The 23,704-nt window shown below is 58.6% G+C and carries 21 protein-coding genes; 18 read left to right on the top strand and 3 right to left on the bottom strand.

The genetic code is table 11. From position 1 onward, the window contains the following. Positions 1-118 precede the first annotated feature (118 nt). The 10 genes from KEHDKFFH_RS16920 to lipB all read left to right on the top strand — a co-directional run bounded on the left by KEHDKFFH_RS16920 (position 119) and on the right by lipB (position 9,151). On the top strand, positions 119-1,375 hold the full coding sequence (locus KEHDKFFH_RS16920) for a glutamate-5-semialdehyde dehydrogenase (protein ID WP_104322995.1): 1,257 nt from the start codon (positions 119-121) through the stop codon (positions 1,373-1,375). 5 nt (positions 1,376-1,380) lie between these two features. After that, the gene (gene nadD, locus KEHDKFFH_RS16915; protein ID WP_104322994.1) at positions 1,381-2,031 is read left to right on the top strand and encodes a nicotinate-nucleotide adenylyltransferase; all 651 of its coding nucleotides are present in this window, start codon (positions 1,381-1,383) and stop codon (positions 2,029-2,031) included. A gap of 70 nt (positions 2,032-2,101) precedes the next feature. Then, complete coding sequence (rsfS, locus tag KEHDKFFH_RS16910) at positions 2,102-2,452, top strand: ribosome silencing factor (RefSeq protein WP_064227041.1); 351 nt, start codon at positions 2,102-2,104, stop codon at positions 2,450-2,452. A gap of 2 nt (positions 2,453-2,454) precedes the next feature. Next, on the top strand, positions 2,455-2,925 hold the full coding sequence (gene rlmH / locus KEHDKFFH_RS16905; RefSeq protein ID WP_104322993.1) for a 23S rRNA (pseudouridine(1915)-N(3))-methyltransferase RlmH: 471 nt from the start codon (positions 2,455-2,457) through the stop codon (positions 2,923-2,925). A 9-nt stretch (positions 2,926-2,934) separates the two neighbouring features. Beyond that, entirely contained in the window at positions 2,935-4,824 is a 1,890-nt protein-coding gene (gene mrdA / locus KEHDKFFH_RS16900) for a penicillin-binding protein 2 (RefSeq protein ID WP_104322992.1), read from the top strand. After that, positions 4,824-5,966 (top strand): rod shape-determining protein RodA, encoded by a 1,143-nt coding sequence (gene rodA, locus KEHDKFFH_RS16895; RefSeq protein ID WP_104322991.1) that lies wholly within the window; start codon positions 4,824-4,826, stop codon positions 5,964-5,966. Before mrdA ends, rodA begins: the two co-directional genes overlap by 1 nt. Before the next feature lie 123 nt (positions 5,967-6,089). Then, positions 6,090-6,983, top strand: a complete 894-nt coding sequence (locus KEHDKFFH_RS16890) for a septal ring lytic transglycosylase RlpA family protein (RefSeq protein WP_104323018.1) — start codon at positions 6,090-6,092, stop codon at positions 6,981-6,983. A 57-nt stretch (positions 6,984-7,040) separates the two neighbouring features. Further along, positions 7,041-8,207 carry a D-alanyl-D-alanine carboxypeptidase family protein gene (locus KEHDKFFH_RS16885; protein ID WP_104322990.1) on the top strand — a complete coding sequence of 389 codons (1,167 nt, stop codon included), beginning with the start codon at positions 7,041-7,043 and terminating at the stop codon, positions 8,205-8,207. 30 nt (positions 8,208-8,237) lie between these two features. After that, positions 8,238-8,507 carry an HP0495 family protein gene (locus KEHDKFFH_RS16880; protein ID WP_069183958.1) on the top strand — a complete coding sequence of 90 codons (270 nt, stop codon included), beginning with the start codon at positions 8,238-8,240 and terminating at the stop codon, positions 8,505-8,507. A 5-nt stretch (positions 8,508-8,512) separates the two neighbouring features. Further along, on the top strand, positions 8,513-9,151 hold the full coding sequence (lipB, locus tag KEHDKFFH_RS16875; protein ID WP_104322989.1) for a lipoyl(octanoyl) transferase LipB: 639 nt from the start codon (positions 8,513-8,515) through the stop codon (positions 9,149-9,151). 1 nt (position 9,152) lies between these two features. On the opposite strand, the gene KEHDKFFH_RS16870 is transcribed toward lipB, so the two are convergent. Further along, positions 9,153-10,244: a GGDEF domain-containing protein gene (locus KEHDKFFH_RS16870; RefSeq protein WP_104322988.1), complete on the bottom strand. Its 1,092-nt coding sequence runs from the start codon at positions 10,242-10,244 to the stop codon at positions 9,153-9,155. Positions 10,245-10,496: 252 nt separating this feature from the next. On the opposite strand from KEHDKFFH_RS16870, the gene KEHDKFFH_RS16865 reads away from it, so the two are divergent. Beyond that, the gene (locus KEHDKFFH_RS16865; RefSeq protein ID WP_104322987.1) at positions 10,497-11,942 is read left to right on the top strand and encodes an ABC1 kinase family protein; all 1,446 of its coding nucleotides are present in this window, start codon (positions 10,497-10,499) and stop codon (positions 11,940-11,942) included. Here the strand turns inward: KEHDKFFH_RS16865 and KEHDKFFH_RS16860 are convergent. After that, the gene (locus tag KEHDKFFH_RS16860; protein WP_064227051.1) at positions 11,882-12,325 is read right to left on the bottom strand and encodes a YqaA family protein; all 444 of its coding nucleotides are present in this window, start codon (positions 12,323-12,325) and stop codon (positions 11,882-11,884) included. The two genes, KEHDKFFH_RS16865 and KEHDKFFH_RS16860, sit on opposite strands and share 61 nt — an antisense overlap. Positions 12,326-12,385: 60 nt before the next feature. Between KEHDKFFH_RS16860 and KEHDKFFH_RS16855 the strand changes: the two genes are divergently transcribed. Continuing rightward, entirely contained in the window at positions 12,386-14,512 is a 2,127-nt protein-coding gene (locus tag KEHDKFFH_RS16855; protein WP_104322986.1) for a methyl-accepting chemotaxis protein, read from the top strand. 120 nt (positions 14,513-14,632) lie between these two features. After that, positions 14,633-14,887 (top strand): GrxA family glutaredoxin, encoded by a 255-nt coding sequence (locus KEHDKFFH_RS16850; protein WP_064227053.1) that lies wholly within the window; start codon positions 14,633-14,635, stop codon positions 14,885-14,887. A gap of 89 nt (positions 14,888-14,976) precedes the next feature. On the opposite strand, the gene KEHDKFFH_RS16845 is transcribed toward KEHDKFFH_RS16850, so the two are convergent. Next, a complete protein-coding gene (locus tag KEHDKFFH_RS16845) occupies positions 14,977-16,239 on the bottom strand; it encodes a 6-phosphofructokinase (RefSeq protein WP_104322985.1) in 1,263 nt (420 codons plus the stop codon). A 155-nt stretch (positions 16,240-16,394) separates the two neighbouring features. Between KEHDKFFH_RS16845 and mpl the strand changes: the two genes are divergently transcribed. From mpl to KEHDKFFH_RS16820, 5 genes are all read left to right on the top strand, one after another. Further along, complete coding sequence (gene mpl, locus KEHDKFFH_RS16840) at positions 16,395-17,789, top strand: UDP-N-acetylmuramate:L-alanyl-gamma-D-glutamyl-meso-diaminopimelate ligase (protein WP_104322984.1); 1,395 nt, start codon at positions 16,395-16,397, stop codon at positions 17,787-17,789. 46 nt (positions 17,790-17,835) lie between these two features. After that, positions 17,836-18,483, top strand: coding sequence for a flavin prenyltransferase UbiX (locus tag KEHDKFFH_RS16835; protein WP_104322983.1), 648 nt, complete (start codon positions 17,836-17,838; stop codon positions 18,481-18,483). 122 nt (positions 18,484-18,605) lie between these two features. Next, positions 18,606-19,745, top strand: a complete 1,140-nt coding sequence (locus KEHDKFFH_RS16830; protein ID WP_104322982.1) for an acyl-CoA dehydrogenase family protein — start codon at positions 18,606-18,608, stop codon at positions 19,743-19,745. Between the two features lie 147 nt (positions 19,746-19,892). Continuing rightward, the gene (locus KEHDKFFH_RS16825; protein ID WP_104322981.1) at positions 19,893-21,635 is read left to right on the top strand and encodes a protein adenylyltransferase SelO; all 1,743 of its coding nucleotides are present in this window, start codon (positions 19,893-19,895) and stop codon (positions 21,633-21,635) included. A 152-nt stretch (positions 21,636-21,787) separates the two neighbouring features. Next, positions 21,788-23,671, top strand: coding sequence for a hypothetical protein (locus tag KEHDKFFH_RS16820; RefSeq protein WP_104322980.1), 1,884 nt, complete (start codon positions 21,788-21,790; stop codon positions 23,669-23,671). The last annotated feature ends 33 nt before the right edge of the window (positions 23,672-23,704 follow it).

Genomic DNA, 23,704 nt, shown 5'->3' with positions numbered 1-23,704 from the left:
GGTTCCGAGTATGGCATATCGCAGCGGTATAATATCTGTTTGGGATGCGTACTTGAAACGGGAAAGGTAAAGTTAGGCACTTATTCCTGATTCCGCTTGAAAACAGAAAGGTATTTGAATGGATATTGCAGCATACATGGCTGAGGTTGGGCAGCAGGCCAGAGCAGCGGCTACCGGAGTGGCGCGTTCGACCACGGCCGTGCGTAATCAGGCGCTACTGGCGACGGCAGAGGCTCTAGATGCAGCCCGGGAAGAGCTGGCCCTGGCCAATGGCAAGGATTTGCAGCGGGGCCGTGAAAGCGGCCTCGATGCGGCGATGCTGGACCGGCTGGAGCTCACTCCCCAGCGAATCGATACCATGATTGAAGGCCTTCGCCAGGTGGCGTCGTTGCCGGACCCTATCGGTGCCATTACCGACATGGCCTACCGCCCCTCCGGCATTCAGGTGGGCAAGATGCGTGTTCCGCTGGGAGTCATCGGTATCATCTACGAGTCCCGTCCCAACGTGACCGTCGAGGCCGCCAGTCTGTGCCTCAAATCGGGCAATGCGACCATTCTGCGGGGCGGCTCGGAGTCGATCCATTCCAATCAGGCCATTGCCCGCTGTCTTTCCGAAGGGCTTGCAAAAGCAGGTCTGCCCGAAAATGCGGTTCAGGTGATCAAGACAACCGATCGCGCGGCCGTGGGTGAGCTGATCACCATGCCGGACTATGTTGATGTCATTGTGCCCAGGGGTGGCAAAGGCTTGATTGAGCGCATCAGCCGAGATGCCCGGGTGCCTGTCATCAAACATCTTGATGGTGTTTGCCATGTCTACATCGACAGCCATGCCGACCCTGAAAAGGCACTGGCAGTGGCGATCAACGCCAAAACCCACCGGTACGGTACCTGCAACACCATGGAGACCCTGCTGGTCGACGCCGAGATCGCCGAGGATATTCTGCCTCTTCTGGCCCAGGCTTTTGTGGAGAAAGGCGTTGAACTGCGGGGCTGTGAACGGACACGGTCCATTGTTGAGGGCGTGGCCGAAGCCACCGAGGCAGACTGGGAGGCTGAATACCTGGCTCCAGTGCTGGCAGTGCGCGTGGTTAACGGACTGGATGGCGCCATTGATCATATCAACCGCTACAGTTCCCAGCATACCGACAGCATCATCACCGAGAACTATACCCGGGCACGTCGGTTCATTACCGAAGTGGACTCCAGTTCCGTAATGGTCAACGCTTCAACGCGCTTTGCCGACGGGTTTGAGTATGGACTGGGAGCTGAAATCGGCATCTCCACCGACAAGATCCACGCTCGGGGGCCGGTGGGGCTTGAGGGTCTCACGTCCCAGAAATACGTGGTTTTCGGTGACGGGCACATCCGGACCTGATGCCCATGCATGTGATCTATGGCGGAACCTTTGATCCGGTGCATCATGGCCACCTCAGGCTGGCCCTTGAAATCAGTGACCGTCTCGGCGTGGAGTACGTCAGTCTGGTGCCCTGTCATATTCCACCGCATCGGGGGCAGACCGGGGCTTCCTCCGGTCAGCGCCTGGAGCTGCTGAGGCTGGCGGTGGCCAACGAGCCCCAGTTACGGATTGACGACCGGGAACTGGCACGGGAAGGCGCCTCCTACACGGCCGACACCTTGCGTCAGCTTCGCGCGGAGCTTGGGCTGGATGAGCCCCTGGCGATGGTGGTTGGCACCGACGCCTTTGCCGGGTTCGACCGCTGGCGGGAGTGGCAGCAGATTCCGGAGCTGGCCCATGTGGTGGTGGTCCGTCGACCAGGCCCGGCGCTGGACCCTACAGGCGAACCGGCCCGGCTGCTGGCGGAGCGAGGTGTGGGAGGCCCCGAGGCCTTGCACGGCCGTTCCTGCGGCTATTTTCTAGAGCTCGATCCGCCGCTTCTGGATATTTCCGCCACCGGCATCAGGGAACGTATTGGTGACGGCCGTTCACCCCGCTACCTGATGCCCGACCAGGTCTGGGCAGAAATTCGTCGCCAGGGGCTCTATGGTGCATGCCCCGACGGGAACTTTTAGTGCTACAATCGCGTCTGAATATGACATTTCGGGCGGCCATACCGGCAAACGCCCGTCCAACAGGGTGATTATGCAGGCAGAGCAACTGAAAGATCTGGTAATTAATGCGCTTGAAGATGTGAAAGCACAGGACATCAGCGTGATTGATGTCCGTGACCGCACCAGTGTCACCGACTTCATGGTTCTGGCATCCGGAACGTCCAATCGACATGTGAAATCCCTCGCCGACTCCGTTGTAATCGAAGCCAAGGAGCAGGGCGTGCGCGCGAGCAACGTTGAGGGTGCTGGCGTCAGCGACTGGATCCTTGTGGACCTGGGCGACGTGGTTGTTCACGTGATGATGCCTGCCACACGGGAGTTTTACGATCTGGAGCGCTTCTGGCGCGATGCTCCGGATCTTGGTGTTGCGGGCAGCGAATAATCATGCGGTTACGCCTGATCTGTGTGGGGCAGAAAATGCCCGACTGGGTCAGTACCGGATTCGGAGATTACGCCCGCCGAATGCCGCCGGAGCTACCCGTGGAACTGGTTGAAATTCCTGTCGCCCACCGGGGCAAGAATCCCGACATTCCCAGACTGATGCAGCGAGAAAGCGACGCGATCCTGGCGGCTACCGGTCCGAAAGACCGGGTGATTGCGCTGGAGGTTGGCGGTCGCCCCTGGTCGACCGAAAAACTCGCGGCTCAACTGGAAAACTGGCAACAGGATGGCCGAGATGTGAGCTTTCTGGTGGGCGGCCCTGATGGCCTGGCCGACAATTGCCGGAAGCGGGCCGACCAGCAATGGTCGCTGTCGCCGCTCACTTTGCCCCACCCTCTGGTGCGTATTGTTCTGGCAGAGCAGCTGTACCGGGCCTGGTCGATCACCCGCAATCACCCGTATCACCGGGCCTAGGGGGGCATCATGCCATGGGGTGAGTTCAAGGATACGGCAGCGGAACGCCGGCTCTTCCAGCGCCGTACTCTGGTGATGCTGGTGTTTGTGACGCTGGCCATTGGCGGCCTGATTGCGCGGATGTACCAGCTTCAGGTCGTGGAGCATGAGGTTTACACCACTCTCTCGGACAAGAACCGCGTTCAGGTCCAGTCGGTGCCGCCCCCCCGAGGGCTGGTTTACGACCGCAATGACACCCTGTTGGCGGAGAATCGGCCCGTTTTCAGTGTGACGCTTGTGCCCGAACGGGTGCAGGGCATGGACGATACTCTCGCTCAGCTAGGCACTATCCTGGAGATTTCTCCCGAAGACCGTGAACGTTTCCAGCGTCGGCTTCAGGAACCCCGCCGTCCATTCCAGGAAATTCCCCTCCGCTACGACCTCAATGAACAGGAGATGGCCCGCCTGGCTGTGCATCGCCATGAGCTTCCCGGGGTGGAGGTCGAGGCAGAGCTGGTGCGTTTTTACCCGCACAGCGAACTGACGGCCCATGCTCTTGGCTTTGTTGGCCGTATCAATCGTGACGAGTTGCAGCGGATCGATCCGGTCAACTATGCCGGCACCAACTACATCGGAAAATCGGGCATCGAACGCTTCTACGAAGAGATCCTCCATGGTGAGGTTGGCTACCAGCACGTTGAAACCAACGCCCGGGGCCGGACGCTGCGTGTCCTGGAGCGAGAAAACCCGGTGCCTGGAGAAGATCTGCAGTTGCATCTGGATCTCAGGCTGCAGCAGCGCGCTCACGAACTTCTGGATGGTCGCCGCGGCGCCATCATTGCTATCGAACCGGATACCGGTGGCATTCTTGCACTGGCCAGTGTGCCGGGTTTTGATGCCAACAAATTCGTTACCGGTATCAGCGTCAACGACTATCGGGAACTGAGTGAAAGCAAGGATAAGCCCCTGTTCAATCGGGCCTTGCGGGGGCAGTACCCTCCGGGTTCGACTGTGAAACCGATGCTCGCAGTGGCGGCCCTTGATAGCGGTGCCACCACCCGGGATTACACCATCTGGGATCCTGGTCATTTTCGCCTGAATGAAGGCGGCCGGGTGTGGCGCGACTGGAAGCGAACCGGACATGGCTGGGTTGATCTGAAGGACGCTGTGGCCGAATCCTGTGATGTCTATTTCTATGAGGTGGCGGTGGAAATGGGCGTGGATACCATGCACAGCTACCTGGCCCATTTCGGCTTCGGGGAAGACGCCACACTGGATGTTTCAGGTGCCCTGAGCGGGTTGCTGCCTTCCAGGGACTGGAAGCGGGCAGTCCGGAATGAACCCTGGTATCCGGGGGATTCCGTCAATATGGGCATCGGCCAGGGGTTCATGCTTGCCACGCCGTTGCAGCTGGCCACGGCAACTGCCTTGATTGCAAACCGGGGCCGGTGGGTAGAGCCAAGACTTCTGAGGGACATCAAGGGTGATCGGCCGGTCGAGGAGTTTCTGCCGGCCGAGACTCACGAGCCGCTGAACCTCAAGAACGCCAGTGACTGGGAATATGTGGTTGATACCATGGTTGAGGTGATGCACGGTCCGAAGGGAACGGCCCGCTCTGTGGGCCGGGGTGCCTCCTACAAAATGGCGGGCAAGACCGGTACCGCGCAGGTCTTCAGCCTTGCCGAGGATGAAGAATACGATGAAGCGGAAATCCGCGAGCGGCTCCGGGATCACGCGCTTTTTGTTGGCTTTGCGCCGGCGGACAACCCGGAGATCGCGGTTGCCGTGATCGTTGAAAACGGCGGTAGCGGCAGCGGGACGGCCGCGCCGGTTGCCAGGGCCCTTTTTGATTCCTGGCTGCTCGATTATGGTCAGGCCGATGGCGCTCTGGTCAGCGGCGTCGACGAGGTGGCCGACTGATGGCGTTCAAGGCGTTACTGGATTCAACGGCGAGTAACCCGCTTGGCAGGCACCGGAGTATCTGGACCGCGCTGCATCTGGATCCGATCCTTTTGCTGCTGCTGCTCCTGCTGGTTTCCGGCGGGCTGTTTGTGCTCTACAGCGGTGCCGACCGGAACCTCGAGGTAGTCAAGGCCCAGGGCATTCGGCTAGGCGTCGCGTTTGTGGTGATGCTGGTGTTTGCCCAGCTGGATCCCTCGGTGTTTCGCCGGTGGGCGCCGTGGCTTTACGCGGCCGGCATTGTTGCTTTGATTGCAGTCATGCTGGTGGGCGTCGGTGCCAAGGGCGCCCAGCGTTGGCTGGCAATACCGGGCTTGCCCCGTTTTCAGCCCTCGGAGTTGATGAAACTGGTGGTACCCATGATGGCGGCCTGGTACCTGTCCAGGCATTTCCTGCCGCCGAGGTTCCGGCATGTGGCCGTCGGGCTGGCCATTGTTCTGGTGCCGATGATCATGATCATGCAGCAGCCAGACCTGGGGACCTCCTTGCTGGTGGGCATGGCCGGCATTTTCGTGGTGTTTTTCGCCGGTATTAGCTGGAAACTGATCGCCGCCTTCGTGGCCATGGTGTCCGTCTCGGCGCCGCTGATGTGGTTCTTCGTCATGAGGGAGTACCAGAAGCAGCGGGTGCTGACACTCCTGGATCCGCAGAGTGATCCCCTGGGTGCCGGATGGAACATCATCCAGTCCAAAACGGCCATTGGTTCCGGTGGAGTGGATGGCAAAGGCTGGCTGCAAGGGACCCAGTCGCACCTCGAGTTCCTTCCAGAGAGCCATACCGACTTTATTGTTGCGGTGCTGGCGGAGGAATTCGGCTTTGTAGGTATGCTGATCCTGATGACGGTGTATTTCCTGATTATCCTGCGATGTCTTTACATTGCTGCCACGGCCCAGGATTCCTTCAGTCGTCTTCTGGCCGGTGCCCTCACCATGACGTTCTTTATCTACATCCTGGTGAATGTCGGGATGGTCAGCGGGCTGTTACCTGTTGTTGGTGTCCCTTTGCCTCTGATCAGTTACGGTGGAACCTCGGGCGTAACGCTCATGGCAGCGTTTGGCGTTTTGATGTCCATTCACACCCACCGCCGAATGATTGGTGCCTGACTGTGTTCCTACAATGATGGCAGCCGGGTAATGGTGATTCCGTCTGAGAACCCGTTACAATGGACGGAGGGCCATCGGGAATATGATTTCGGTGGCCAATGTGGTCAAGAGGAACTCCAGACAGTGAACTGTAAGCCCTCATTTTCTCTCCTGCTGGTGATCGTTGCGGCGATGATTCTCAGCGGCTGTGCGTCAGCTCCGGAAACGGACCATTCATCCCGCTACACCCTGGCGACCGACCGGGCGCCGTCGGGCAATTTCGATGTCTCCGGGCTTGGCGATGCGGTACCGGTTTACGAGGCGCCCCGAAGGGCCGGCAACAAATCACCCTACAAGGTCTGGGGCAAACAGTACCAGGTGCTCGACAGCAACGACGGCTATGTTGCCCGGGGCACAGCGAGCTGGTACGGCGAGAAGTTTCATGGTCACAAGACCTCCAACGGCGAAACCTTTGACATGTATGCCATGTCCGCCGCGCACAAATCCCTGCGGATCCCTGGTTATGCCCGGGTAACGAATCTTGATAATGGCCGCTCGGTTATCGTTCGGGTCAACGACCGTGGTCCTTTCCACAGCGACAGAATCATCGACCTGTCGTACGCTGCTGCCAAAAAGCTGGGTTACCAGGCTCGTGGCACAGCACGGGTGGAAGTAGCCGCCATTACGGTCAGGCCGGACGGAGCCATGTCTATTGCCGGTGAGCCCTTTTCTCCCGGAGACTCGACTGGATACGCTGAAAGCCGGGTGAAGGCAAGCGGTGACATGGCGACCGCCAACCGGTCATTGTTTGTACAACTGGGTTCCTTCAGCAGCCGGGATCCGGCCGAAAAGTTGCTCAGCCAGGTAAGAGCTGTGCTGGAAAATCCAATGCGTGTGCGGGCTGTTGATACGTCCTCAGGGCGATTCCATCGGGTTCAGGTGGGCCCGTTCAGCGATGAAGACAGCGCCCGACGCACCCAGAGCCTGCTGGAAGCCCGGGGTTTCGATCAGTCCATCCTGCTGACCGACACGCACTGAGTACAGCGAACAAGACACTTATATAAGAAACACACTTAACGACGAATGAATGGACCCATGGCCTTAAACTCTGCTTTTCGAACCCTATCTGTTGTCTTTGTGCTGATGCTTGCCCTCACGGGCAAGGCGATGTCCCAGTCGGTACTGATTCCGTCGCCGCCGCAGATTGCCGGCAGCTCTTATGTTCTTATGGAACCCAAGAGCGGACGGATCATCATGGAGGAGAACAGCCATGAGCGTTTGCCTCCGGCCAGTCTGACCAAAATGATGACCGCCTACATCGTCGAGCGGGAGCTTGATGAGGGCCGGATTGCCATGTCCGACATGGTGCCGATCAGCGTGCATGCCTGGAAAACCGAAGGTTCCCGAACCTTCGTTCGGGAAGGCACTCAGGTGTCGGTTGAAGATCTGCTCAGGGGGGTGATCATTCAGTCGGGCAACGATGCCTCAGTCGCTCTTGCGGAATTTGTTGCCGGCAGCGAAGACGCCTTCGTTGATATCATGAACCAGCAGGCCCAGTTGCTGGGCATGAAAGACACCAATTTTGAAAATGCTACCGGTCTGCCTTCGCCGGATCATTTTTCAACGGCCTATGACCTGGCCATGCTGGCGCAGGCAATCATCAATGATTATCCGGAAAACTATCCGCTGTACGCTGAAAAGCACTTCACCTATAACAATATTCGCCAACCGAACCGGAACAGCCTGCTCTGGCGTGACGACAGCGTCGACGGTCTGAAGACCGGTCACACCGAGGAAGCCGGTTACTGTCTGGTTGCTTCGGCCAAGCGCAACGACACCCGCTTCATTGCCGTCGTCATGGGTACCAGCAGCTCGGAAGCGCGGGCTCAGGAAATCCAGAAGATGCTGAATTACGGCTTCCGCTACTACGAGAGCGAGCGCCTTTTCCGGTCCGGCCAGGAGCTGATCGAAGCCCGTGTCTGGGGTGGCCAGGCTGACCAGCTTTCAGTCGGCATGACCGAAGACGTCTATGTCACCATCCCCCGGGGTTCCCGAAACGATCTGGAGTCCACGGTAGACCTTGATTCTGTGATCAAAGCACCCATCAAGGTCGGGGATGAGCTGGGGCGGGTCAAAGTGTCCTATAACGGTGAAGTGCTGGTTGATCAGCCGGTGCTGGCCCTGACCGAGGTCCCCGAGGGCGGATTTTTCAAACGAATCTGGGATGCCATCAAGCTCTTTTTCGTTCAGTTATTTCAGTAGGGTGATGTTGATCCCTGGGAGTAAAACGGCATGAGTCAGCCGAAAGCACCAAAAATTGAGTTTCCTTGCGACTACGTGATCAAGGTGATCGGCAACGCCGCGCCGGATTTCACCGAGTTTGTGGTTGAGGTTGTGGAGCAGCACGCACCCGGGATCAGCGAAACCGACATCACGGTTAACGACAGCAGCAAAGGCAGGTTCTCCTCGGTCCAACTCAAGATTGTGGCTACCGGGGAAGCGCAGCTCAAAGCTCTGTTTGAAGATCTCAAGGCCAGTGGCCGCGTGCATATGGTGCTCTGAGCCCGATGCCTGACCTGATTGTTCGATCCCTGGGGGAGCAGCCTTACCTGGAAACCTGGGAGGCCATGAAATCGTTCACCGCCGACCGCGATGACAGTGTCGCGGACGAACTCTGGTGCCTTGAGCATCCCCGGGTTTACACCCAGGGCCAGGCGGGCAAGGCTGAGCACATTCTCGCTCCCGGCGATATTCCGGTTATCCTGGTGGATCGTGGCGGCCAGGTGACCTATCACGGGCCCGGTCAGTTGGTGATTTACCTGATGATCAATCTGACCCGCAAAAAGCTGGGTGTGCGATCGCTGGTGGATGAGATTGAGCAGGCCATCGTCCGGACCCTCGCCGGTCTGGGCGTAGAGGCTGCACCCAGGCCAGATGCGCCCGGGGTTTATGTGGGCGAATCCAAAATTGCCTCCCTTGGCCTCCGGGTTCGCCGTGGCTGTTCCTTTCACGGGTTGGCACTGAACGTGGATATGGATATGGAACCCTTCCGGCGCATCAACCCCTGCGGCTATGCCGGTATGGCCATGTCCCAGGTCAGTGATTTCGTTCCGGGTGTAACCCTGGCCGACGTGCAGCAACGATTGTCAGAGCAACTTGTCAGCGGTCTGGCCCACCAGAATGTCGAGTTTCGCGAGGGGTGGTAGTTCAGGCGGCGGCTTCGTTCTCGTAACCGCATACCCGGTTTCGCCCCTCGGATTTGGCGCGATACAGGGCTTCATCTGCCCGCTGCAGCAGGCGGTCGATGGACTCGGATCCCCGAATTGATGCCACACCCACGCTGATGGTGGCCTGAACCTGGCCCTGCTCCGTGTTAACGGATTTGGCGGCAAAGGCTTCCCGGATCCGGTTGGCAGAAGACATGGCCTCTTCGGTAGTGGTTTCCGGCAACAGCACCAGATATTCCTCACCGCCCCAACGGGCCAGGGTGTCAACCTTTCGGCATTGCTCCCGCAGGGTTCTGGCAACCAGCATGATCAGCTCGTCCCCCACATGATGTCCGTAGTTGTCGTTAACGCTCTTGAACAGGTCGATATCCATCAGCAGCACAGAGAAGGGCCGGGCATTGCGAAGGTAGCGCTGGTACTCGATGTCCAACTGCTCCAGGGCTTCCCGTCGGTTGGCCAGGCCGGTCAGGGCATCATGCTTGGCTGCATATTCAAATTCCGCAGCCAGCTTCAGCAGTCCCAGCTTGCTGCGTCGGCGGCTCTGGTCAAGTATGTAGCAGGTGACCATTTCAAAGCCCAGTACCGCCACCATAGTGATTCGGAAACTGGTGCTGTGAGGTGGTTCAAACAGCAGGTCTCCCAACGGGCTGAACAGGAAAATGACGGCAGCGAATCCGCCACTGCAGGCGAGCACGCCAATCCGGGATTCACTGATATAGAAAATGATGGGGGGATAGGCAAACAGCCAGATAATGGCGGAACCATCTTCAACGGCGTGGATCGCCAGATAAGTGAACAGCACCGTGATCAGGGTAATGAACCCCCGGCGTTGCAAGGTTTTGTTGCCGGAAAGCAGATAGGTCACAGAGTTGACGGTCAGCAGCACGGCGAAGCCAATCAGCAGTGGTGGCGTAATCGGATCGTTCTGCAGGCTTGAGCGCCAGGCGAAGAAGAACAGCAGGGGAACGGCAACGGCCGTCAGCCAGTTGATCAGGATCGGGACAGGAATTTCGCCTTTGACCCGGAACTGGGACAGTTCCGTATCCGGCGTTTTTCTTGCGGACTGCGGCATGTTCGGATCTTGTTCTTGTGATAGTCGTTGTCGGACCTTACGTATGAAGAAATACTAGACCGGTTTCCTGCCAGAAACTGTGTCGAAACGTAAACGATCCGGTTGGTCAGGTGTAAACCGGCGACGACGTTGACACATTGGCCCCGTGGCCGCGGAAAGCCGGTCGACTCGGTTAGGTCAGCTACCCTGACTATCCGTATAATGGTGTAAGTCGCCAAACGTGGTGAAATTCTCTGATCCGAACAGGTCACTATGTCTTCCAGACGTTCAGGAAATTCGGTTTCCCGCATCAAGACTGGCAGTTTCGAACGCAGGCTGAGCCTGACTCGTGCCGGGTTGTTTGCTGGTACCCGTATGGCTTCCCATATGGCAACCAACTGGTTCAGCAGCCGGGAAAACCGGGAGAAGCGGCACCGGGCCATGCTGTCGAGCCAGGCTCGGTTCCTGGTGGATGAGCTGGGTCAGCTGAAGGGCAGCGTGGTCAAGATCGGCCAGGTTATGGCCCTGTATGGCGAGCATTTTCTGCCCGAAGAAGTCACCGAAGCGCTACATACCCTGGAAGACCAGACCACCTCACTGGAATGGCCGGCCATTGAGCGTGTATTGAAAGATGAACTGGGGGCGGACCGCCTGGCTCAACTGGATGTGGAGCCCGAACCCATTGGCGCGGCATCGCTGGGGCAGGTGCACCGGGCCTGGCGCAAAAGCGACGGCCTGGAACTGGTGCTGAAGGTGCAGTACCCCGGCGTTGCCGATGCAGTAGACAGCGATCTGAATGCCGTTGCCCAGCTGTTGCGGGTAGCGAGGCTGGTCAGTTTCGGCCCGGAGTTCAATGACTGGCTGGAAGAAGTCCGGCAGATGATGCATCGGGAAGTGGATTATCGCCTGGAGGCGAAAACCACCGAGAAATTCCGCACTATGCTGGCGTCGGATCCAAGGTTCATTGTGCCCAGGGTCCTGCCCGAATTTTCAACCGCACACGTTATTTGCTCGACCTACGAACATGGTCATTCGGTCAGCTCCCAGGCGGTCAAAGAGCTTCCGCTGGAGCGTCGGAGCGCCCTTGGCAAGGCCGCTCTCGAGCTGTTTTTCCGGGAGCTGTTTGTCTGGGGGGAAATACAGACGGATCCGAACTTTGGTAACTATCGAATCCGTATCGCCGGCGAAGAGGGAGATGATCCGGGATACGATCGCATTGTTCTGCTCGATTTCGGGGCTGTTCAGGCCTATTCGGATGACTTTCTCAAGCCGGTTATCCAGATGATCAGAGCCTCCTACGAGAACGATCTCCAGGCGGTCATTGATGGCGGCGTGAAATTGCGCTTCATGAGCACCGAGTGGCCGGCGGAGGTCCTGGAGAAGTTTGGCCAGGTCTGCATGTCGGTGCTCGAGCCCCTATCCAGTGACAAGGAATCCTGGCCGGATTATGCGGTGAACAGTCAGGGCCAGTATCGCTGGAAGCAGAGCGAATTGCCGTCCCGGGTGGCCCGTCAGGCGGCACGGTCGGCCATCAGTCGCTATTTCCGGGTGCCTCCCAAGGAGTTTGTTTTCCTCAACCGAAAACTGATCGGGGTCTACACCTTTGTCGCGGTACTGAATTCCGAGTTCAATGGCGAGCCGCTGCTCAGGAAATACCTCTACGGAGAAGGTGACGACGCGCCGGATGCTTCTGCCACAAGCCAGAGTACGAAGGCGTAGCGGGCGCCCTTACCGATACCCACCAGGATGACAAAGTTGAGCCAGGGCACGCGCATGATCCCGCCAACCAGGGTCAGCGCATCGCCCCCGAGGGGCAGCCAGCCCATCAGCAGTGACCACTGGCCATAACGGTTAAAACGGTTCCGCGCCTTGTGCAGCTGCATCTCGCTGACCGGAAACCAGCGTTTATGCTTAAAGCGATCCACCTGCCGGCCGATAACTCCATTAACGACCGAGCCCAACGTGTTGCCCAGTGTTGCCCAGAACCAGAGCCACCACCAGGAGTAGCCCTGTGTTATCAGAGTGCCGAGCAGGACTTCCGAGTAGGCAGGCAGCAGCGTGGCGGCAGCGAACGCGGTCAGAAATAGCGTCAGGTAGGCCACCGGGCCCTCCGTGCTTTAATATGAAATGAACCTCCAACACTCCGCAGGTCCGGCCTTACCATGAAACAGTTATCGCTCCGCTTCAAGCTCTACACCCTCGTTGTGTCCCTGCTCCTGATTATGGGTATCAGCATCGTGGTTACGGCCCAGTTGTCACTCGGAGACATGGAAGAGAGATTGACGGCCGAGACCCGGGATACGGTGCAGGGTATTGTGATGGATCAGCTTGGCGCAACCGCCGGCAAATATGGCGAACTGGTCAGTGGCCAGTTTGCGACAGCCTTTCGGACCCCGGAAGTCGTCCGCAATGTCATTATCCGAAACATTCAGGCTGACAGCTCTGGTCGTATCAGCCGGACAGCCCTGCAGGAGACCGTTGGCGCAGTTCTGGAGGAGCAGAAAAGCCTGAGTTCGATCTACGCCCAGTTCGAGCCTGATGGCTACGATGGCCAGGATCGCTACTTCACCGGTGGTGTTGAAGAACACAGCAGCGATGAGGGCACCCTGGAGATCTATTACTACCGGGATCCGGACGGCCAGGTCCAGTTCAGCCGCACGGAAGACCCGGCTACCAAATATCTGGACAGCCTGAACGAATTCGGGATCCGGGAAGCAGAGTGGTACCTGTGTTCGCGGGACACCAAGTCACCCTGCATCATGGAACCCTACGAATACGAAATCAGCGAAGGCTACTCGGAGTTGATGACCAGCCTGGTGGTTCCGATTCTGGATGACGGAACATTCGCCGGCGTGGTGGGTGTCGACATCAATCTCTCGACACTGCAACGAACCATTGCCGGTGTCAGTCAGGAACTGTTCGGCGGCCAGTCCCGTGTCACGCTGATCAGTGAGCAGGGGCTTATCGCGGCCTCCAGTCATTATGAGGAACAGCTTGGCCGGCCTCTTCAGGAAGCCGTGCCCGAGCATGGCGACACTTTCGCAGGGCTGCACCGGGGTGAGGGCACCTTTGATGACGGGCAGACCCTGGCCGTGGCGTATCCTGTTAAAATCCGGTTGCCGGATGTCGAGTGGTCGCTGCTGATCGAGTTGCCGCGGGATGCCGCGCTCGCCAGCGTTTCGGAAATTACCGGTCTGTTGTCAGACGAAGTCGCCGCGACAGCCACACGCCAGACCCTGGTGGGGATCGCGGTGGTGGTTTTCGCCATCGTGGCGCTGGTGCTCCTGGTGCGCTCGGTTACCCGGCCACTGGATGAAATCCGGGATCGCATGAAGAACCTGGCCAGCGCCGAAGGGGACCTGACCCGTGAACTGGAAATCGACACCCATGCCGAACTGATCGAGCTCGCCGGCGGGTTTAATGCCTTCCTGGCCCGGCTGAGGGAAATGATCAATGACCTGAAGGGCGTCAACGCCAAGGTCCGGGAACAGGCCAGGGATGTGGGCAGTATTGCGGTTGAGACCGATGAGCAGACCGGCCGGCAGCACCAGGACATCGACAGCGTGGTGACCGCCATGAACGAAATGTCTGCCGCTGCAGGGGAAGTGGCCGGATTTGCCGGCGAGGCGGCGGATAATGCCCGTATGGCCCAGGACGGCATCCGGTTTACCCAGGATACCCTGTCATCGGCGGTGAATGGCGTGAGCGCGGTCGCCAACGATATGGGTGAGGCCAGTACGGCAATCGGACAGGTGGCCAATCGCAGTGAGGACATCAACCGGATTCTGGATGTTATTCGTGGCATCGCCGAACAGACCAACCTTCTCGCTCTCAACGCGGCCATCGAGGCCGCCAGGGCCGGCGAACAGGGTCGCGGATTTGCCGTGGTTGCCGATGAGGTCCGCACTCTGGCCTCCCGGACGCGGGAATCCACCGATGAAATCAGCACCATGATCGATGGGCTCAAGCAGGATGTGAATGGCGCCGTTTCGGTGATCCAGAGCGGCGTTGACCGCGCCACATCGGCGGTCGATGGTACCCAGGAGGCGGCCCATTCATTGGCTACGGTGGTCGACCGGATCGGGACCATCGTGGAGCACGTAACCCAGGTGGCCACGGCAGCGGAAGAACAGAGTTCGGTGAGCGAGGAAATCAATCGCAACCTTACGCACATCGGCGATGCCGCCAATGATCTCCGGGAGCTTGCCGGTCGGGTCAAGGGCAGTGGTCAGGCCCTGGACAACGAGGTGCAGGTTCTGGAGCGCGAGCTGAGCCGCCTCAGAACATGATGGCCCGCTACTATAGCGGCGATTCAAAGCATCAATTTTCAATTACCGGGTGCCGTGTCATGATTCGTTTATGCGATTTTAATCGTTGAATATACCGCCAGAGACCATGGGGAGGTGTTTATGGAGCAGGTCACGATTTACGGCCGCTCAAGTTGTGGGTTCTGTGTGCAGGCCAGGCACCTGTGTGAGGCCAGAAACATTCCCTATGTCTGGGTCGATATGATCGAGAAGGGTATGAGCAAGCAGGATATCGCCGACAGGATTGGCCGGCCCGTCTATACCGTGCCCCAGATTCTTGTCGGTAGCCAGTATGTGGGCGGTTTTGATCAGTTCTATGCCTACGTGCGCGACCACCAGGCAGAACTGGCCCGCTAACAAACGGCCGGGGTCTTCCAAAAGAACGAAAAAAGCCTGACAGAGGCAATCTGTCAGGCTTTTTTGCTTCCTGATGGGGCCGAAAAGGCCTACAGCTGGAAATCGGTTTTGAGCTTCTTCTCGGTCAAGGTGTTCTGGAGTTTGGCGACTCGTGGCAGGCCATTATCGAACGGCGGGAAGCTCTCACCGGCAATCAGCGGCTCCAGGTAGTCCCGGCAATCCTGGGTGATACCAAAACCGTCGTCGGTGATGAAATGAATGGGCATCTTCTTTTCCTGGTTTGCCACCTCACTGAGGGGCGCTTCGCCAATCTTCCAGCGGTAAGGCTTCCCCTGTTCCCGGACGATGGTGGGCATCAGGGCCTGCTTGCCTTCCAGGGCCATTTCCACTGCGGCCTTACCAACGGCATAGGCCTGTTCCACGTCAGTGGCGGAGGCAATGTGGCGGGCGCTGCGCTGGAGGTAATCCGCTACGGCCCAGTGATACTTGTGGCCCAGTGCCTGCCTGACCATATTGGCGAGGGCCGGTGCAACACCACCAAGCTGGGTGTGGCCGAACGCGTCCTTGGCACCGGCATCCGCCAGGAAGCGACCGTCTTCGTACTGGGCACCCTCGGAGGCCACCACAACACAGTAGCCGTATTCCTTCACACAATGATCCACGCGCGCCAGGAAGCTTTCACGGTCAAACGGAATCTCCGGGAACAGGATAATATGGGGTGGTTCGCCCTCGCCCTGTCCGGCCAGGCCGCCGGATGCGGCAATCCAGCCGGCGTGGCGCCCCATGACTTCCAGGATGAACACCTTGGTGGAGGTTTCGCACATGGACTTGATGTCCAGGCTGGCTTCCAGGGTGGAGGTGGCAATGTACTTGGCAACGGAACCGAAGCCGGGGCAGCAGTCGGTGAAGGGCAGATCGTTATCCACGGTCTTGGGCACGCCGATGCAGGTAATCGGGTAGCCCATCTTGTCGGCGATCTGGGAGACCTTGTAGGCAGTATCCTGGGAATCTCCGCCGCCGTTGTAGAAGAAGTAGCCGATGTCGTGGGCCCGGAAAACCTCAATCAGCCGCTCGTATTCGCGACGGTTCTCGGAAATGTTCTTGAGCTTGTGGCGACAGGAGCCAAAAGCGCCCCCCGGAGTGTGAATCAGTGCCTGGATGGCATCGTCGCTCTCGAGGCTGGTATCAATCAGTTCTTCCTTCAGCGCCCCGATAATGCCGTTGCGTCCGGCAAACACCTTGCCGATTTTGTCCGGATGCTTGCGGGCGGTCTGGATGACGCCACAGGCACTGGCATTGATGACGGCGGTGACACCGCCGGATTGAGCGTAGAATGCGTTCTTGATGGCCATCTCGGGCTGGAGCCTCCTGCTGGTTCGACAATGGCGCAGATGATACGCCAATCGACGGCAATTTTCATGAGCAGGATTGCGGATAGCGTGGCTCTTGACGGGGTGGGGCGGATACGGGAGGCTTGTCGGGTTTCAACACAGAGGGCAGTTGCCGAATGCACATTCATATCCTCGGAATCTGTGGCACCTTCATGGGCAGCCTGGCCGTTCTGGCCCGGGAGCTGGGCCACACTGTGACCGGCTCCGATCAGGGCGTTTATCCGCCCATGAGCACCCAGCTGGAGGCCCAGGGCATTGGCCTGATGGAAGGTTACAGTGCGGATCACCTGGAGCCGAAGCCGGACCTTGTGCTCATCGGTAACGCCATGTCCCGCGGCAACCCGGAAGTCGAAGCGGTGCTTAACCGCAATATCGACTACATGTCCGGGCCCGAGTGGCTGAGCCGCGAGGTGCTCAGGCACCGTTGGGTGATGGCGGTGGCCGGTACCCACGGCAAGACCACCACGACGTCCATGCTGCTCTGGATCCTGGATCAGGCCGGGTTTGAACCGGGTTACCTGGTTGGTGGTGTTCCTCGGGACTTTCCCGTGTCGGCCCGGCTGGGCAACAGCGACTTTTTTGTGATCGAGGCGGACGAATACGACAGCGCCTTCTTCGACAAGCGCTCCAAGTTTGTCCATTACCGTCCCCACACCCTGATCCTGAACAATCTGGAATTCGATCACGCGGATATTTTCGAAAACGTTGAAGCCATTGAGCGCCAGTTCCATCACCTGGTGCGAACAGTCCCCTCCCAGGGCCTGATTATCCGTCCGGCGGTGGACCGTCACCTGGATAATGCCCTGGCAATGGGCTGTTGGAGCCCGGTGCAGGACACCGCCATCGGCAGCGAAACCCCGCGCATGTCGGACTGGCGGGCCGAGCTGCTGTCGGAGGACGGCAGCCGTTTCCTGGTCATTCATCACGAGCAGCCGGTAGCAACGCTGAAGTGGGATCAGACCGGTCTTCATAATGTCCGCAATGCCCTGTCTGCGATTGCTGCGGCACGCCATGTGGGCGTTACCCCGGATCATGCGGTAGCAGCCCTGTGCCGGTTCTCCGGCGTCAAGCGGCGCATGGAGCTGCTGGCGGATATCGACGGCGTGCGTGTGTACGACGACTTTGCCCACCATCCGACCGCCATTGCCACCACCCTTGAGGGCTTGCGCAACCAGGTCGGTGACGAGCCCATCCTGGCGCTCATTGAACCGCGCTCAAACACCATGAAGCAGGGCGTCCACCAGCAGACATTGTTGCCCAGCGCGGAAACCGCAGACCGGGTTCTGTGGGCCAATCTGAACGATATGGACTGGCTGCCGGAACTGATTGCCGGTTGGCAGGAGCTGAATACCGGTTCCGATCGGCATCGGGTGGAGGCTACAGTGGAAGACTTGCTGGCGCGCACCCTGGAAGATCTTCCCAGCCCCTGCCACATTGTGATCATGAGCAACGGCGGCTTTGGTGGCATTCACGGTAAACTTATTGCCGAGCTTGAGCGTATCCGTGGCTGATCCGGCGCAACTGGCGACTCCCCCTGACTGACAAGTGGCGACATCCATGAGCAACGACCATAACCGGCCAACGACCGTTAACCTGGCCTTCACTGGCGCTTCCGGTGCCCAGTATGGCCTGCGCCTGTTGCAGTGCCTGGTGTCAGCAGGCTGCCGGGTGAATGTCATGGTCAGCCGGGCTGCGCAGGTGGTGATCGCCACGGAAACCGATCTGAAACTGCCGGGAACGCCGCCGGCGATGCAGGAAACATTGTCTGCCTATGCCGGCGCAGAATCCGGGCATGTTCTGGTGTTTGGTCGGGAAGACTGGTTTGCCCCGCCGGCTTCCGGCTCCGGGGAGAAAGCGCCGCTGGTGGTTTGCCCCTGTAGTACCGGCACTCTCTCGGCCCTGGCGACCGGTGCCAGTAACAACCTGATTGAGCGGGCCGGCGATGTGGCTCTGAAGGAGCGTCGTACGCTCATTCTGGTTCCCAGGGAGGCACCTTTCTCCGAGGTGCATCTGGAGAATATGCTGAAACTGACTCGCATGGGTGCCGTCATCATGCCGGCGAGCCCCGGCTTCTATCACAAGCCCCAGTCGCTCGGGGATCTGGTGGATTTTATTGTTGCCCGAATCCTCGATCATCTGAACCTGCCCCAGGACCTGATGCCCCGCTGGGGCGAGGCCCGTGCCGAGGACAAGCGCAAGGGCTGAGGCTGCTCGCAGCGATGGTTTTGGTCAGCCCGATTGATGCTTTTCATCATTGAGCAAATGGGCCTCCGGGCAGAGACTTGGTGAACGACAATCACAACACAGGTTATTCACCGAGGTTCACCATGATTCCACGCACTCTCTTCGACGCCGACCTTGAAGGCTTTCGCGATTCTGTCCGCAAGTTCCTGGAGCAGGAGGCAACGCCTTACCATGATCAGTGGGAGAAAGACGGCCAGGTTAGCCGCGAGCTCTGGCAGAAGGCCGGTGAGCTGGGTTTTCTTTGCCCTTGTCTACCAGAAGAGTTTGGCGGCGTAGGCGCGGATTTCCGGTACAGCGCGGTGTTGATCGAAGAGGTAGCCAGGGCCGGCTTGACGGGCATAGGTTGGGGCCTGCACTCTGACATTGTTGCGCCTTACGTGCTCAACTACGGCTCCGACGAGCTGAAAAATTACTATCTGCCCAAACTGGCCAGCGGCGAAATGATTGGCGCCATTGCCATGACGGAGCCGGGTGCCGGCTCGGACCTGCAGGGCGTGAAAACGACGGCGGTGAAAAACGGCGATCATTACGTGCTGAATGGTTCCAAGACCTTCATCACTAACGGCCAGCTTGCTGACGTGGTTATTGTTGTTGCAAAGACCGATCCCAAGGAAGGCGCCAAGGGCATCAGTCTGTTCATGGTGGAAACCGCGTGGGAAGGTTTCGAAAAAGGTCAGAACCTGAACAAGGTTGGTATGAAGGCCCAGGACACCTCCGAGCTGTTCTTTCAGGATGTGAAGGTACCTGAGAAGAATCTGATCGGTCCGGGCGAAGGCCAGGGCTTTTTCCAACTGATGCAGGAGCTGGCGGCCGAGCGTCTTCAGGTGGCTCTGGGTGCTGTCGCCGCTGCCGAAGCCGCCTGGCAGTGGACACTGGGTTACGTCAAGGAGCGCAACGCCTTTGGCAAGCCGGTGATCGCGTTCCAGAATACCCGCTTCAAGATGGCGGAAATGAAAGCAGAAATTACCGCTGCCCGGGTGTTCACCGATCGGTGCCTGGAGCTGCATCTGGACAAGAAGCTCGACATTCCTACCGCGGCGATGCTCAAGCAGCTCACAACAGATCTGCAGTGCAAAGTGATGGATGAGTGCGTGCAGCTCCACGGCGGCTATGGCTACATGTGGGAGTATCCGATCGCACGGGCCTGGGCGGACTCACGGGTGCAGCGGATCTACGCCGGCACCAACGAAATCATGAAGGAAATCGTTGCCCGTTCATTCTGAGCATGGCCTGAAGTTCTGGTCATAAGGGCAACTGAGGGCAGTGCTGGCACTGCCCGTTCATTCTGAGCATGGCCTGAAGTTCTGGTCATAAGGGCAACTGAGGGCAGTGCTGGCACTGCCCGTTTCCTTTGATCAGGAGAGGCACAGATGAAACAGCCATTGTCGCGAGATACCAGTCTCGAAGTGACCAACCTCGAAGAACTTGCACCGATGGCTGACTATTCACTGATGGATAGTCTGAACCGTGATCCGGATGCCACTCCTGATGGCGTTGACCACCGGCCAAGGCAGGTTTTTTCAGGCCACTATGTTCCGGTCAGGCCCACGCCCATCGAGACCCCTGAATACGTTGCCCACAGCGAGAGTTTATTCCGCGAACTGGGCTTTGCCGACAGCCTGGGCCAATCCGATGACTTTATCAGGATGTTCTCCGGAGACCTCTCACTCGTGCCGGAGCCCATGAGCAAAGTCGGTTGGGCCTGTGGTTACGCGCTTTCCATCTACGGCACCGAATACACCCAGCAATGCCCGTTCCAGACCGGCAACGGCTATGGCGACGGCCGAGCAATTTCAGTACTGGAAGCTGTTCTGAACGGTCAGCGCTGGGAAATGCAGCTCAAGGGTGGCGGCCAGACGCCCTATTGTCGCGGTGCCGATGGACGGGCGGTTCTGCGTTCCAGCGTGCGTGAATTCCTGGCGCAGGAGCACATGCACGCGCTGGGTGTGCCGACCTCCCGGTCTCTGAGTCTTTATGTATCGAAAACGGAGAGAGTGCGGCGCCCCTGGTACTCCGAGGGCTCCCATTCCCTGGATCCGGACCAGCTCATTTCGGAGCCGGTAGCCATCTCCACGCGTGCGGCCCCGTCCTTCATTCGGGTGGGCCAACTTGAACTCTTTGGTCGCAGGGCCCGAAAGCAGGAACACCCCCGTGCGCTTGAAGAACTCGAGCAACTGGTACTGCACCTGATTGATCGCGAGTATAACGGGGTTATTGATCAGTCCCTCGATACTCCCACAAAAATCGTGATGCTCGCGCGGGCGTTCCGCAGCCGTCTTGCTTCCCTGGTGGCGAACTGGATCCGGGTTGGTTACTGCCAGGGCAATTTCAACAGTGACAACTGCGCCGCCGGCGGCTTCACACTGGATTACGGCCCCTTCGGCTTCTGTGAAGTGTTTGAACCCTTTTACCAACCATGGACCGGTGGCGGACAGCACTTCTCTTTCCTGAACCAGCCCGCGGCAGCGGAAAGGAACTTTAAAAGTTTCTGTTCAGCCCTGAGGCCTCTGCTAGGCGCTCACGAGGATGAACTGGCTCAACTCGACGAGATTCATAGCGGCTTTCCGGAGGTGATGCAGGCGGAAATGGAGAGGATGTGGGCAGCGAAGTTGGGCCTTGAGGTTTTTGACTCTGAACTCTTCAGGGAGTTGATGATGCTGATGACACAGACACCTGTGGATTACAGCGTCTTTTTTCGCGAGCTCTCTTCAATACCCGACGATATCAGGTCAATCGAAAAGAGCTTTTACAGGCCAATGAATGAAGCGGGAGGGGCCGAGTCGGAAGGGCTGTTGAAGCGCTGGTCCGAGTGGCTTGCCAAGTGGAGATCACAGATTGGAATCGACGGCGCTGGCAACGGTTCCCGGCTCCGCGAGGAACTGTCCCGAAATATGAAGCTCGTGAACCCGAAATACACCATGCGCGAGTGGTTCGTGGTTACTGCTTATCAGCAAGCAGCCGAGGGTGATTACCGGCCGCTAAGAGCGCTGCAGGATGTATTAACGCAACCCTATGCCGAGCAGTCGAATTCCGTTGAGTCGCACTACTACCGGCTGAAGCCATTGGAGTTGTTCGATCTTGGCGGTTTGTCCCATTACAGCTGCTCGTCGTGACCAGTGTCCCGTCTGGCTCAGTAGTTCAGCGACTTAGCCAGACGGGCCACTCGTTACCAAACTTTACAAATTGCCAAACCTATCAAGGTCTCCGGCCATCACATCCCCTAAAGTAGCGGCACAACCTCTAACAAGGATAAACGGTTGCCGCGATGAAACGCCTCATTGGTCTCTCTGTATCTCTTCTCTCCCTTTTCCTGGCCGGCTGCGGTGAGGAATCCGACGAGCTGCCCGTGGACGGGCGGGATTTCGATGGCGTGGAGTACAGTGAGCCTGCACCCTATACCGGTAAGGTCATCGACGGATACCTTAAGAATGCCCGGGTGTGGCTGGATATGGATGGTGACAGTCAGTTCACGCCGGGGCCCCTGGTCATCGAGCTGGATAACGGCAGTGAAGTCACCCTAGCCTCGGGTGAACCCACCGCAATGAGTGGCGCCGGCGGTCGTTTCGCAATGGATATTTCGGAGCTGGTTCTGGACCCTGCAGTCGGCCCCGATCTTGATCCACGGGACTATTCACTGCATGCCGTGGCCATGCCGGGTAAAACCCTTGAGGAAACTCGTAACGGTAACGTCCCGGTGGCCAGTGCCTATCTGATGTCGGCGTCTCCCGGTGTTCGCAATATCACGCCACTGACAACACTGGCCCGCTATCGGGGCATCGTCGGGCTGGGTTCGTTCCTGGAAACGCCTTCAGGCATCGCTGCCAGCCTGGCCGATCTGAATCTGGTGCGCGATTATATCCTCGCCCGGGACGAGCGCTCACACGCCTATGCCAGGGCATTGGCACGGTTCATGGCCAGCCAGATTCCAGCTGCCTATAACGATCTGCTGGCAGCGGGAGACAGTGACGGCACGGAGCGATTCCTGAGCAAGGAAGCGGCGTTTCTACTGGGTGTGTCTCTGGTACAGAATGCCGGCGATGTCATCGCCGTGGTTGATGCCGCCGCCCAGGGTGATTTTGCCAATGTCGACGTTGATGCCCTGACCCTGCCCGAAGTGGATGTGGAACTGAGCGACCCGGTGCTGCTGACCAGCCAGAAGGTCTACGCCGAGCCCGCCAATCAGGACACTCTGCCTGCCAGTCGCTCCGGCCTGCAGATCTCCGCCGAGCTGGCCTTCGATTACAGTGAGAGCGGGCGACTGCTATCGGTCTCCGCGAACGGCTGTCTGGCACCCTCCATGCCGGAGCTGGCAAGACTTATCGGTGTGAATGGCTATATGGCGGACCTGGACACCCAGTGGTTGCCCTCCGCCGCGCTTTCGGAGCAGAGCCGCTTGAATTTCGACGACGAGGGCACGGATGAACGCCTGATTTTCGATTGGGACAACCGGCGTATTTACTTCGAGACCAGTACCACCTGCCATGTGCACAGGGGGATTGTGGCAGATTCAACGGAGCTGGGCGGCCCTCCAGAGGTTACCTATAGCTGGACGAGGGACAGTGGTGATCTGGTGGAATTGGTTGCAGAGATTCGTGACGGGGCAACCCGTACGCTGGTTCCGGAAACCGAAAATTCGTCGTCCGTGTTTCCCGGTTACCGGATTTCAGAGCAGGGCAGTGAGGTGGAAGCCGTAACGTTTGCCGCCGGTATCAACAGCTGTGCCCCTCAGGAGGATGCCGCCGAAGCAAACCAGGTTGTAACCGGAGTTCAGGCGTACCAGTTTTCAGGCTATGAACCACAGCCAGAAGGTTTTACCGATCCGGTTCTTGAGTTCGATCGAAGGGAGTTTTCTGAAGATGAGCCGCCGTATCTGCGACTGTTGCGCTATGGATTCCTCGATCCGATTCGGCTCCAGCTGTCCCGGGTGACCGGTGATGGCAGTTTCGAATGGGCGATGAATTACCCTGCAGCTGACGGACCAGGCTTTGTTGCTGAACAACCGAATCTAATTCGCGATGCCTACCTTAAACCATACAATGCGGGTGGTGACTGTGGGCGCGAGTTCGAGGGTGTGCCCAATTCCGCTTATGCGCGGGTGGAGTATAGCTACCAGCGTTTGTCTGAGTATCTGGTTGGGTTGCTGCAATAGGCAATATTGCGCCCGTTTTTTTCTGACTGCAGG

The sequence above is a fragment of the Marinobacter maroccanus genome, from assembly GCF_002933275.1.
In the GTDB taxonomy this organism is placed as follows: domain Bacteria; phylum Pseudomonadota; class Gammaproteobacteria; order Pseudomonadales; family Oleiphilaceae; genus Marinobacter; species Marinobacter maroccanus.
The sequence above is the reverse complement of the archived record's forward strand: the minus strand, read 5'-3'. Positions and strand labels throughout refer to the sequence as shown.

What these genes read in the sequence shown, in the direction of transcription:
- KEHDKFFH_RS16920 (WP_104322995.1), top strand. Translation starts at nt 119, where the DNA reads ATGGATATTGCAGCATACATGGCTGAGGTTGGGCAGCAGGCCAGAGCA.
- nadD (WP_104322994.1), top strand. Translation starts at nt 1,381, where the DNA reads ATGCATGTGATCTATGGCGGAACCTTTGATCCGGTGCATCATGGCCAC.
- rsfS (WP_064227041.1), top strand. Translation starts at nt 2,102, where the DNA reads ATGCAGGCAGAGCAACTGAAAGATCTGGTAATTAATGCGCTTGAAGAT.
- rlmH (WP_104322993.1), top strand. Translation starts at nt 2,455, where the DNA reads ATGCGGTTACGCCTGATCTGTGTGGGGCAGAAAATGCCCGACTGGGTC.
- mrdA (WP_104322992.1), top strand. Translation starts at nt 2,935, where the DNA reads ATGCCATGGGGTGAGTTCAAGGATACGGCAGCGGAACGCCGGCTCTTC.
- rodA (WP_104322991.1), top strand. Translation starts at nt 4,824, where the DNA reads ATGGCGTTCAAGGCGTTACTGGATTCAACGGCGAGTAACCCGCTTGGC.
- KEHDKFFH_RS16885 (WP_104322990.1), top strand. Translation starts at nt 7,041, where the DNA reads ATGGCCTTAAACTCTGCTTTTCGAACCCTATCTGTTGTCTTTGTGCTG.
- KEHDKFFH_RS16880 (WP_069183958.1), top strand. Translation starts at nt 8,238, where the DNA reads ATGAGTCAGCCGAAAGCACCAAAAATTGAGTTTCCTTGCGACTACGTG.
- lipB (WP_104322989.1), top strand. Translation starts at nt 8,513, where the DNA reads ATGCCTGACCTGATTGTTCGATCCCTGGGGGAGCAGCCTTACCTGGAA.
- KEHDKFFH_RS16870 (WP_104322988.1), bottom strand. Translation starts at nt 10,244, where the DNA reads ATGCCGCAGTCCGCAAGAAAAACGCCGGATACGGAACTGTCCCAGTTC.
- KEHDKFFH_RS16865 (WP_104322987.1), top strand. Translation starts at nt 10,497, where the DNA reads ATGTCTTCCAGACGTTCAGGAAATTCGGTTTCCCGCATCAAGACTGGC.
- KEHDKFFH_RS16855 (WP_104322986.1), top strand. Translation starts at nt 12,386, where the DNA reads ATGAAACAGTTATCGCTCCGCTTCAAGCTCTACACCCTCGTTGTGTCC.
- KEHDKFFH_RS16850 (WP_064227053.1), top strand. Translation starts at nt 14,633, where the DNA reads ATGGAGCAGGTCACGATTTACGGCCGCTCAAGTTGTGGGTTCTGTGTG.
- KEHDKFFH_RS16845 (WP_104322985.1), bottom strand. Translation starts at nt 16,239, where the DNA reads ATGGCCATCAAGAACGCATTCTACGCTCAATCCGGCGGTGTCACCGCC.
- mpl (WP_104322984.1), top strand. Translation starts at nt 16,395, where the DNA reads ATGCACATTCATATCCTCGGAATCTGTGGCACCTTCATGGGCAGCCTG.
- KEHDKFFH_RS16835 (WP_104322983.1), top strand. Translation starts at nt 17,836, where the DNA reads ATGAGCAACGACCATAACCGGCCAACGACCGTTAACCTGGCCTTCACT.
- KEHDKFFH_RS16830 (WP_104322982.1), top strand. Translation starts at nt 18,606, where the DNA reads ATGATTCCACGCACTCTCTTCGACGCCGACCTTGAAGGCTTTCGCGAT.
- KEHDKFFH_RS16825 (WP_104322981.1), top strand. Translation starts at nt 19,893, where the DNA reads ATGAAACAGCCATTGTCGCGAGATACCAGTCTCGAAGTGACCAACCTC.
- KEHDKFFH_RS16820 (WP_104322980.1), top strand. Translation starts at nt 21,788, where the DNA reads ATGAAACGCCTCATTGGTCTCTCTGTATCTCTTCTCTCCCTTTTCCTG.